This window comes from Alcanivorax sp. HI0044 (assembly GCF_001634945.1).
In genome coordinates this window covers 1-10,212 of the sequence record NZ_LWEZ01001138.1, presented here as the reverse complement: position 1 = coordinate 10,212, position 10,212 = coordinate 1, and the positions used below count along the sequence as shown (strand labels likewise).

The following is a 10,212-nucleotide window of genomic DNA, read 5'->3' as shown; positions in this document are numbered from 1 at the left end:
CCGTGATGCGGCCTTCGCCTTTATCTATCCGGCGAATCTGGATGCGTTACGTCAGATGGGGGCAACCCTGACGTTCTTTTCCCCATTGCAGGATGCCGCGTTGCCCCAGGTAGATGCGCTATGGCTGCCGGGCGGTTACCCGGAATTGCACGGGGAAGCCTTGGCCATGAATATCGCCATGGGCGACGCCATTCGCGACCACCACGCGGCCGGCAAACCGATTCTGGCGGAGTGCGGTGGCTTGATGAGTTGCATGGCAACCCTGATCGATGGTGATGAAAAACGCCATGCCGGTTTCGGGCTGTTGCAGGGTGAGGCAGCGCTGACGAAAAAACTGCAGGGGCTGGGCATGCAGGCGCTGACCACTCCACAGGGGGAGCTGCGCGGGCATACCTTCCACCATGGCTGTTTGTCGACGCCGTTAACGCCCACTGTTTTCAGCCAGAAACAAACCGGTACGCAAGGCGAGCCGGTCTATCAGGATCAGGGCCTGGTGGCGAGTTTCTTCCACGGTTATTTTCCGTCGGCCCCGCAAGTGGTGGCGGATATCTTTAACGGCCACTTTCGCGCTGAAGCGATTTTTTCAGATCAGGATCCCCTTTCCCGCACAGGAGAAGACCATGCGTGACGATGCGAAAACCCCGGAGCGCCATGCCTGGCGCATGGCCAAAAAACAGGAAATCATGCGTGACCGTATCGCCAATGCGGACAAGGATCAGGGCATCCTGCTGGTCCTGACCGGACCGGGAAAAGGCAAGAGCAGCTCTGGCTTCGGGATGGTGGCCCGGGCGTTGGGGCATGGCATGAAAGTGGGCGTGGTGCAGTTTATCAAGGGCGCGTTCAGTACCGGGGAAGAGGCCTTTTTCCGTGATCTGCCCAACGTGGATTATCACGTCATGGGTGAAGGCTATACCTGGGATACCCAGGACCGGGAGCGGGATGTGGCTGCGGCCAGTGCCGCCTGGGATATGGCCGCGAAGATGCTCAAGGACGATAGCTACGACCTGATTCTGCTGGACGAACTGAACATCGCGTTGCGCTACGAGTACCTCGACCTGGACCGTGTGCTGGACGACCTGCAAAACCGCCCCGCCATGCAACATGCGGTGGTTACCGGCCGCTATGCACCGAAGGAACTGATCGAACTGGCCGACACCGTGACGGAAATGAAAGTGGTGAAGCATGCGTTCAAGGATTTGGGGGTGAAGGCGCAGAAGGGCGTCGAGCTTTAGTTAATAGTTAACAGTGAATAGTGAATAGTGAATAGCGAAACCCCGAAATGGATGGGCGTGAAGTTGTGGCGAGAAGTTCAAAGTTAAAAGTTAAAAGTTTAAAAATAAACAATGCGCAAAGCGCTTCCTTTATTCGGGGCTGCGATCGCGGTTTGCTGTCTGGGCGCGGCCTCGTCGCAGCGATTACGGGAGGCGTCGGATCGCGTTTCAACTTTGAACTTTTAACTTTCAACTCGGGCTGCCTCTAATGCCTGTGTTGATGGTTCAGGGCTGCACTTCCGATGCGGGGAAGAGCACGGTGGTGGCGGCGTTGTGTCGGTGGTTTGCGCAGCGAGGATATTCAGTGGCGCCATTCAAGCCGCAAAACATGGCATTGAACAGTGCGGTGACCGTGGACGGTGGGGAGATTGGTCGTTCTACGGCCTTGCAGGCGCTGGCCTGTGGTGTTGAGCCGCACAGTGACATGAATCCGGTGTTGCTCAAGCCGCAAACAGATATGGGCGCGCAGGTGATTATTCGTGGCAAGGTGCTGGGCAATATGCAGGCGCTGGATTATCACGCCTACAAAAAGACCGCCAGTGAAGCGGTGCTGGCGGCCTGGCAGGCGCTCACTTCCCGCTACGATGTGGTCATCGTGGAAGGCGCAGGCAGCCCGGCGGAAATCAATCTGCGCGAGAATGATATTGCCAATATGGGCTTTGCCGAGATGGTGGATTGCCCGGTTATTCTGGTTGCCGATATCGATCGCGGCGGTGTCTTTGCCCATCTCACCGGTACGCTGGATTTGCTTTCCGACAGCGAACAGAAACGCACCCTGGGGTTTGTCATCAACCGTTTCCGTGGCGACCTTTCCTTGCTGCAGAGCGGGCTTGACTGGCTTGAAGATCGCACCGGTAAACCCGTGTTTGGCGTGCTGCCCTATCTGCATGGCCTTACCCTGGATGCGGAAGATGCGGTGGATGAGCAGGGCGAACACGAAAGCGATGCACTCAATGTGGTGGTGCCGCTGTTGCCGCGCATGAGCAACCATAACGATTTCGATCCCCTGCGACTGCATCCCAGTGTGAACCTGCGCTTCGTCAGGATGGGGGAAGCCTGGCCGCAGGCGGATCTGGTGATTCTCCCGGGCAGCAAGGCCACCCGTGCGGACCTGGCCTTCCTGCGCGAACAAGGCTGGGACAAGCAGATCGAAAAGCACTTGCGTTACGGCGGCAAGGTGCTGGGTATTTGCGGGGGATTTCAGATGCTCGGCGAGCGGATTGATGACCCTCAGGGGCTGGAGAGTCACCCCGGTAGCAGCCAGGGGCTGGGCTGGCTGGCCATGAGCACCGAGTTGATAGCGGGCAAACAGCTTGCCAACACAAAGGGGAAACTGCTGGCCTCAGATTCGCCTGTTCAAGGTTACGAGATTCATAACGGTATTACCCGCGGAGAGGCGCTGAGCCGCCCCATGCTGATGCTGGGTGACCGATACGATGGGGCCATGAGTGAGGATGGCCAGGTGATGGGGTGTTACCTGCACGGTTTGTTTGATTTGGCAGACAGTGGCAACGCCATCCTTGCCTGGGCCGGTCTGCACGATAATCGCGGCGTAGATTATGCCGCTCACCGGGAGCAGCAACTGGACCGGCTTGCCGATATGGTGGAGCGCCATATGGACATGACGATATTGCAGGAAAGCATCTCAAGGGCTGACTAGGCCCCCCCTCCCTCCTTCAGGCTGCAGACCTGACCATGAAGCCAGAGCATTACGCTCAAGCGGTTCGTCTTTTGCTTTTCGTGAACTGGCTCTCTGTGCAGGGCTATTCACGGTGTTTCACTGCATTGACATAAGCGTGCTGGATGCTGGGATCCTTGTTGCATACCTTCCCGCTAGCGCCGGTATTCCCTGGCTATCAGGCTGGCTGGAGGGCGCAGATAGTAAATCTTTACACCCTGAATACCTTTCGCGATGATGGATTTTCAGGTGGGCATAGGGGTACAGCTATTGCCGGACCTTGATCAAGGACTCTCCAACAAGGACTACTGTTATGAAAAGCGTACTGCTCTACTCCAGTCTCACAGCCTGCCTGATGCTTGCAGGCTGTGGTGATGAAGGCGAACAATCCGCCGGGCAACAGAAAGAGGCCGGCCAACCGGCGGTGGCGGAAAAAGCGCCGCAGAACAAGTCTGACAAGGCTACGGCAGAGTAAAGAAGGGCCCAAGCCCGCTGAAGCGGCCACCAAGGAAAGTAATCAGGCGCTGAAAGAGTACTTGCCGTTCTCGGATAACACGTCTTTCGAGCTGGCCCATAAGGGATTCATCGCGCCGCTTCCCAAGGAAATGATCAAGGGTGAAGAGGGCAATCCGGTATGGGTTGGGATCCGGCCAAGTATGATTTTATTGAGGAAGGCTCGGAAGCACCGGAAACAGTTAACCCGAGTCTGTGGCGCCAATCCCAGTTGTTGAATATTTCCGGGTTATTTGAAGTGACCGACGGGATTTATCAGGTTCGTAATCTCGACCTTTCCAACATGACGATTGTGGAAGGCGAGAAAGGCCTGACCATCATGGATCCGTTGGTGTCTGCAGAAACCGCCAAGGTGGCGCTGGACCTCTATTACGAGCATCGCCCGAAAAAACCGGTGGTCGCTGTGATTTATACCCACAGCCATGTGGATCACTATGGTGGCGTTCGTGGTGTGGTCGATGAAGCGGATGTCAACGCGGGCAAGGTGGACATCTATGCGCCGGTGGGCTTTCTGGATGCCGCTGTTGCCGAGAATGTGATGGCCGGTAATGTCATGAGTCGCCGCGCCAGTTACATGTATGGCAACCTGCTGCCGCCCAGCCCGCAAGGTCAAGTGGGCGCCGGGTTGGGGACCACCACCTCAGCCGGTACGGTTACTCTGATTCCTCCCACCAAAATCATTGAAAAGACCGGTGAAGTCCACAAGATTGACGGGCTGACGTATGAGTTTCTGAATGCGCCAGGTTCTGAGGCGCCGTCCGAGATGCTCTATTACATCAAGGAAAAGAAAGCGCTCAATACCGCTGAAGATTCGACTCATACGCTGCATAACACCTACTCGCTGCGTGGCGCCAAGATCCGCGATCCGCTGGCCTGGTCCAAGTATCTGAATCAGGCGCTGGACATGTGGGGTGATGAAGTGGAAGTGATGTACGCCATGCACCACTGGCCAGTGTGGGGAAAGGACAAGGTCAATGAGCATATCAGCACGCAGCGGGATATGTATCGCTTCATCAATGATGAAACCCTGCGCATGGCCAATCAGGGCTACACCATGTTGGAGATCGCAGAGCAAATCAAAGTGCCTGATGCCATCGCCAAGAACTTTTCCAACCGCGGTTATTACGGTTCCATCAGTCACAACGTGAAGGCTACTTATGTGATGTACTTGGGTTGGTTTATCGGCAACCCGGCGACCTTGCATGAACTGCCTCCGGCGGATTCAGCCGAGCGTTACGTGGAGATGATGGGGGGGGCGGATGCGTTGCTGGACAAGGCCCGTGACTACTTTGAAAAAGGGGAGTATCGCTGGGTGGCGGAAGTGGTCAATCATGCCGTCTTCGCCGATCCGGATAACCAGGAAGCCAAGAACCTGCAGGCTGACGCGCTGGAGCAGATGGGCTATCAGGCAGAAAGTGGTCCGTGGCGTAATTTCTACCTGAGCGGCGCCCAGGAACTGCGTAATGGTGTGGCGCAATTGCCGACGCCCAATACTGCCAGCCCGGATACCGTTCGTGCCATGGATGAGAGCCTGTTCTTCGACTTCCTTGGCGTCCGCCTGAACACCGAGAAGGCAGAGGGCAAGCACCTCAAGCTCAATTTCGTATTCACCGACAAGGACAAGTCCTTTGCGGTGGAAATGGTGCACGGTGTGCTGAACCACAGTGAGGGGCGTCTGTTTGACGATGCCGATGCCACCATCAACATGACCCGCGATACTCTCAATGGATTCATGCTCCAGGAGATCACCCTGGAAAAGGCCATTGAAGACGGCAAGGTGACAGTCGAAGGGGACCAGGACAAGCTCACCGAGTTGGTGTCCTGTCTGGATGACTTCGAGTTCTGGTTCAATATCGTAACGCCATAGCGATGATTGAGAACGTGCAAAAGACATGCGCGTGAAGTAACAGAAATGCCCGATTCCGTGTCACCGGAGTCGGGCATTTTTATATGTAGCGAAAACGGGAATGCGTTGTTCTGTTCCTGCCTGCCTATATCCGTAAAGAAAATGGTGGAACACTGGAAGCATTTCGCCGGTCTTCACAAGGTGATTGCCGTCGATCGCAGAGGCTGTTTGATGTGCCCTAGCGCATGGGGTGGACGGTGACTCGTTCGCCCCAGAGTTCAGAGAGCTGCCGGTGAGCCAGGGACGGTTCGGCGCTGCTCCAGAACGTGGCGCTGCCTGCTTGCGGGCTATCGGATAGCAAATTGTGCATCTGCAGTCGCCGCACGGTTTCGCGGGCGACTGCCATATCGGTATTAACTACTTCCACGTGGGCTCCCGCTGCCCGGCGAATCAGCGGCGCCAGAAACGCATAGTGGGTGCAGCCCAGGACGATATGATCCGCCCCTTTTTGGATCAGTGGCTGTACATAGCGGGCGACCAGGGTTTGGGTCGCTTCGCTGTCCAGCTCCAGCGCTTCGATCTGTTCAACCAGCCCGGGACAGGGCTGGATTTCCACGCGCACGTTTTCCGAGAACAGCCGGCTCAGGTTGTTAAAGGATTCGCTTTTCAGTGTCTGGCTAGTGGCCAGTACGCCAATAACCCCACTTTTACTTTGCAGGGCGGCGGGTTTGATACCTGGCTCGACGCCGATGATGGGCAAGGTGTAATCGGCCCGCAGTTGCCGGATGGCAGAGACGGTAGCGGTATTGCAGGCGACCACGATAGCTTTCGCCTCGTTTTCCATAAGAAACCGGGTAATGGCATCGGATCGCTGCTGAATATAGTGCTCTGATTTTTCGCCGTAGGGCGCGTGGATGGAGTCCGCCACGTAGAGCAGGTTTTCGTTGGGCAACAGCTCACGAATGCGGCGGGCGATAGACAAGCCGCCGATGCCGGAATCAAAAATGCCAATGGGGCCGGGGTGGGTCATACGACTATTCGGATGGAAACGAAGGCCCAAGGATATACCAAGACGGACAGGTATAGGAGAGTGCGCCGAAGTCAGCCTTTTCGTGAAGTGAGCTTCTCTATGCGCGCAGGCGTGAGGCGTGTTGCGTGGAGGCTGTTGCAGCCGCAGAGCGGCATAAAAAAGGTTCTTCGCGGATTTAGAGTGAAGAACAGGCTACTCGCCGTTTGATGGGTTTATCCCGAATACCCGGCACTTTGCCAAACGCTCGACGCCGGATGCCTGACGTAAAACCCCATAGCCTGAGAGGTTGTCGTTGTTACGGCCTCCTGCTTTGACGGGTATTTTGAGGGATTGTCAGGGTCATGATTCAGGCAATTATCGGGTAAGGCATTTTGCGCAGAGAGCATGGCGGCCAAGGTTTTCAGGTTTTGAATGCAAGCGTCTGTCATCGGGCATCCGGCGTCCAGCGGTTGCCAGGGCGGAATAATGTGACACGTTCTGAAGCTGGCTGATCACTCAATTCCGTGATGAACCAAAAAAAGGCTCCCGAAGGAGCCTTTTTTGCGAGCCGTCAGCGATTAGTGATCGTGACCTTCCGGACCATGTACATGGCCGTGCTCTTTTTCTTCGGCGGATGCTTCGCGCACGTCGGTCACTTCCACGGCGAAGTTCAGGGTTTCCCCTGCCAGCGGGTGGTTGCCATCGACAGTCACTTCATCGCCTTCAACGGCGGTGATGGTGAAGATACGCTGGCCGGCTTCGGTCTGCGCCTGGAACTGCATGCCCGGCTGCAGGTTGTCTTCGTTGCCTTCAAAAGCGGTTTTCGGCACTTGCTGAATCAGCTGCTCGTGACGCTCGCCGTAGCCTTCTTCCGGAGTCACGGTGACGTCCAGCTTGTCGCCCGCGGCCTTGCCGACCAGAGCGTTTTCCAGGCCCGGAATGATGTTGCCGGCGCCGTGCAGGTACGCCAGGGGCTCGCCACGCTCGACGGAAGAATCGATGGTTTCACCGGCGTTGTTGGTCAGGGTGTAGTGGATGGACACTACGGCATTTTCAGAAATTTGCATGGAAACCCTTTAGGGGTAGATGAATTCGGAATAAGAGGCGTGGCGGCCATGACGTTTTTCATGTCCTGACCGCGCCCTGTATTCAGGTCGGCGAACATTCTAACAAGACCGGCAAGGGCCTGACCAACCGGAGCCGGGCTGGCCCGACAGGCGTAAGGGGGGGCAGATTGCCCAGGTTGGCCCCGCATTTGCTACAGTACCGGCATGAATGCTGATGCTTCCACTGACAATCCGCTACTGCAGGACCGCTTCGGGCGCACCATTGATTACGTGCGCTTGTCGGTGACGGACCGCTGCGATTTCCGCTGTGTGTACTGCATGGCGGAGGATATGACCTTTGTTCCCCGCGCCCAGGTGCTGACCCTGGAAGAGATGGGGCGGCTGGCGCGGGTGCTGGTGCAGTTGGGGGTAAAGCGCATTCGCCTGACCGGGGGAGAGCCCCTGGTGCGCCGGGATGTGGCGCGGTTGGTGCGCGATATTGGTGCCATTGACGGCCTGCGTGAACTGAATATGACCACCAATGGGGCTGGCTTGCCCCGCCACGCGCAGGCGTTGAAGGCAGCGGGGGTGGATCGGCTCAATATCAGCCTGGATTCGCTGGACCCGGAGCGTTTCCGGGCTCTGACCCGTACCGGCGATCTGCAGCAGGTGATTGCCGGAATCGATGCGGCACGGGCCGCCGGCTTTGAGCGGATCAAGCTCAACAGTGTGATCATGCGCGGCCGCAACCAGGATGAAGTGCCGGCACTGGTGGATTTCGCCCTGGCGCGGGGGCTGGATATCGCTTTCATTGAGGAAATGCCCCTCGGGCAGATCACCGAGCACGACCGGGAATTGGCGTTCGTGTCTTCGGCGGAGCTGCGCGAACAGCTGTCAGCACGACTGGGGCTGGTGCCGCTGGCAGAAAAAACCGGGGGGCCATCGCGCTATTGGCAGGTGCCGGGCAGTGGCAGCCGCATCGGCTTTATTTCGCCTCATTCACAAAACTTTTGCCATTTGTGTAATCGGGTGCGGATCACCGCCGAGGGGCGTATGCTTTTGTGCCTGGGCCATGAGCACAGCGTGGATCTGCGCGCGGTGCTGCGCGCCCACCCGGATGACGATACCCCCCTTCGCGAAGCCATTGTGGATGCCATGGCCATCAAGCCCGAGCGCCACGACTTCAACCTGGAGCCGGGTGAGCAATTGGTACGATTCATGAATATGACCGGTGGTTAAGGCGGCGTGTTAGCGTGCCGCGTGTAGCATGATTGGGTAAAAAAGCGAGAGACCATGAAATCCCTACCTGAACTGTTTTCCAACAATGAAAAATGGCGCCACGAAATTGAAGAGCGCCACCCCGGCTTCTTCAAGGCGCTGGGTGAACAGCAGAACCCGGAATATCTGTGGATCGGTTGTGCCGATTCCCGGGTGCCAGCCAACGAAGTGGTAGGCATGATGCCCGGCGAGCTGTTTGTTCACCGCAATGTGGCCAACCTGGTCAACCATACCGACCTGAACCTGCTGTCGGTGCTGCAGTTTGCCGTGGATGTATTGAAGGTGAAGCACATCATGGTGGTGGGCCATTACGGTTGTGGCGGCATCAAGGCGGCCATGGAAGATGTGCCCCATGGCCTGATCGACAACTGGTTGCGGCAGGTGCGCGAACTGTACCTGCGCAATCGCAAGAACCTGGCCGAGCTGCCCGATGAGGCAGCGCGAGTGGACAAGATGTGTGAGCTGAATGTGGCCCGCCAGGTAATCAATGTGTCCAACACCACTGTGGTTCAGGAAGCCTGGCGTCGCGATCAGCCGTTGACCATTCACGGCTGGATTTACGGTATCGGTGATGGTCACCTGCGGGACCTGGATATCCAGATTCAGAATAATGGCGAGCTGCGCAGCCTGGAAACGGACGAGTACGACAACTGCTCCGGTTAGGTGAGTGCCCTTGGTCGCTGTAACGAAATGATCAAGGGCACGGTTACCGTTGACGATGGTTTTCAGTGATGATGGCCTGCACCGCCGTGCCCCTGGCCGGCGGGTGCTGTGCCTGAGTCGTCCAGTAGTGCCTGCCAATCGTTTTCGCTCAGTGAGGGCAGGGCGCTGAGTAACGCCACCATGTCCCACAGGCTTTGCTCGTCGTGGCTTTTTCCCCAAGCGGGCATGCCGCTCATTTTGATGCCGTGCTTGATGACCCAATAGGCGCCTTTCGGATCATGAATCCCGTGTTCCGCCAATGCTGGCGGTTGCGGATACATGCCTTCACGCAGTTCGCTCTCCTCGATTCCCGGCGCCAGGTGGCAGCCCACGCACATGGCCTGGTAGTGCTCTGCGCCCCGACCAATTCGTTGCGGATCATCCAGGTCGTTGGGCACCGGAATATGTTTTGCTCGCAGGTCAATGGAGCGGTGGCGAGCGGTACCGATGATTTTCTCGGTCACGCTCCAGTGCGGTTCGTCGGCCGCAAAATTGTAGCTGCCTGTGGCAATGACGATGCCGATGATGGCGGTGGCAAGCAGCGCGATAACGAGCAGAGTGCTAACGGTTTTCATCGTGTTCTCCCTGACAATGAAAGAATTGGTGGATGCGCCGGCCATGGCGGCCGGGCACATCCGTGGCAAGATCAGAACCAGAAACGGATGCCGGCAACAACGGTGCCTTCTTCCGTTTTTCCGCCGGCTGCCCGAGTCATGTCCGCCGTGTCGCCGTACTGTTTTTCCCAGTTGACCCCGATATAGGGCGCAATTTCCCGGCGGATTTCATAGCGCAGGCGCAGGCCGGCTTCCAGGCTTACAAGCCCGTCGCCGATGCCCAGTTCCGGGTCGTCCTTGCCATAGAGGTTGGCT

The 10,212-nt window shown here is 57.3% G+C and carries 10 protein-coding genes and 1 pseudogene; 7 read left to right on the top strand and 4 right to left on the bottom strand.

Translation table 11 applies throughout. The features are described from left to right. From A3730_RS14065 to A3730_RS14050, 5 genes and pseudogenes are all read left to right on the top strand, one after another. Positions 1-628: pseudogene (locus A3730_RS14065) on the top strand (cobyrinate a,c-diamide synthase); the annotation flags it as partial. Beyond that, a complete protein-coding gene (gene cobO, locus A3730_RS14060) occupies positions 621-1,232 on the top strand; it encodes a cob(I)yrinic acid a,c-diamide adenosyltransferase (protein ID WP_063521022.1) in 612 nt (203 codons plus the stop codon). The pseudogene A3730_RS14065 and the gene cobO, both read left to right, overlap by 8 nt. A gap of 247 nt (positions 1,233-1,479) precedes the next feature. Continuing rightward, positions 1,480-2,931, top strand: coding sequence for a cobyric acid synthase (locus A3730_RS14055; protein ID WP_063538281.1), 1,452 nt, complete (start codon positions 1,480-1,482; stop codon positions 2,929-2,931). Positions 2,932-3,262: 331 nt separating this feature from the next. Then, positions 3,263-3,424: a hypothetical protein gene (locus A3730_RS32700; protein ID WP_231880695.1), complete on the top strand. Its 162-nt coding sequence runs from the start codon at positions 3,263-3,265 to the stop codon at positions 3,422-3,424. 159 nt (positions 3,425-3,583) lie between these two features. Then, the gene (locus tag A3730_RS14050; RefSeq protein ID WP_231880694.1) at positions 3,584-5,329 is read left to right on the top strand and encodes an alkyl/aryl-sulfatase; all 1,746 of its coding nucleotides are present in this window, start codon (positions 3,584-3,586) and stop codon (positions 5,327-5,329) included. Positions 5,330-5,546: 217 nt separating this feature from the next. Here A3730_RS14050 and murI read toward each other — a convergent pair whose 3' ends face one another. Further along, complete coding sequence (murI, locus tag A3730_RS14045; protein WP_063520963.1) at positions 5,547-6,338, bottom strand: glutamate racemase; 792 nt, start codon at positions 6,336-6,338, stop codon at positions 5,547-5,549. Positions 6,339-6,895: 557 nt separating this feature from the next. Then, on the bottom strand, positions 6,896-7,384 hold the full coding sequence (locus A3730_RS14040) for a peptidylprolyl isomerase (RefSeq protein ID WP_063538279.1): 489 nt from the start codon (positions 7,382-7,384) through the stop codon (positions 6,896-6,898). Between the two features lie 204 nt (positions 7,385-7,588). Between A3730_RS14040 and moaA the strand changes: the two genes are divergently transcribed. Together moaA and can are read left to right on the top strand one after the other, a co-directional pair. After that, entirely contained in the window at positions 7,589-8,602 is a 1,014-nt protein-coding gene (gene moaA / locus A3730_RS14035) for a GTP 3',8-cyclase MoaA (RefSeq protein ID WP_063520403.1), read from the top strand. 54 nt (positions 8,603-8,656) lie between these two features. Beyond that, complete coding sequence (gene can / locus A3730_RS14030; RefSeq protein ID WP_063520404.1) at positions 8,657-9,304, top strand: carbonate dehydratase; 648 nt, start codon at positions 8,657-8,659, stop codon at positions 9,302-9,304. A 62-nt stretch (positions 9,305-9,366) separates the two neighbouring features. Here can and A3730_RS14025 read toward each other — a convergent pair whose 3' ends face one another. Then, positions 9,367-9,918, bottom strand: a complete 552-nt coding sequence (locus A3730_RS14025; RefSeq protein WP_063520405.1) for a cytochrome c — start codon at positions 9,916-9,918, stop codon at positions 9,367-9,369. 71 nt (positions 9,919-9,989) lie between these two features. Then, positions 9,990-10,212: copper resistance protein B (locus tag A3730_RS14020; RefSeq protein WP_231883963.1), on the bottom strand; the 223-nt coding region annotated here is incomplete at its 5' end.

Excerpts from the sequence above, each read along its gene's own strand:
- cobO (WP_063521022.1), top strand. The coding sequence starts at position 621 with ATGCGTGACGATGCGAAAACCCCGGAGCGCCATGCCTGGCGCATGGCC.
- A3730_RS14055 (WP_063538281.1), top strand. The coding sequence starts at position 1,480 with ATGCCTGTGTTGATGGTTCAGGGCTGCACTTCCGATGCGGGGAAGAGC.
- A3730_RS32700 (WP_231880695.1), top strand. The coding sequence starts at position 3,263 with ATGAAAAGCGTACTGCTCTACTCCAGTCTCACAGCCTGCCTGATGCTT.
- A3730_RS14050 (WP_231880694.1), top strand. The coding sequence starts at position 3,584 with ATGGGTTGGGATCCGGCCAAGTATGATTTTATTGAGGAAGGCTCGGAA.
- murI (WP_063520963.1), bottom strand. The coding sequence starts at position 6,338 with ATGACCCACCCCGGCCCCATTGGCATTTTTGATTCCGGCATCGGCGGC.
- A3730_RS14040 (WP_063538279.1), bottom strand. The coding sequence starts at position 7,384 with ATGCAAATTTCTGAAAATGCCGTAGTGTCCATCCACTACACCCTGACC.
- moaA (WP_063520403.1), top strand. The coding sequence starts at position 7,589 with ATGAATGCTGATGCTTCCACTGACAATCCGCTACTGCAGGACCGCTTC.
- can (WP_063520404.1), top strand. The coding sequence starts at position 8,657 with ATGAAATCCCTACCTGAACTGTTTTCCAACAATGAAAAATGGCGCCAC.
- A3730_RS14025 (WP_063520405.1), bottom strand. The coding sequence starts at position 9,918 with ATGAAAACCGTTAGCACTCTGCTCGTTATCGCGCTGCTTGCCACCGCC.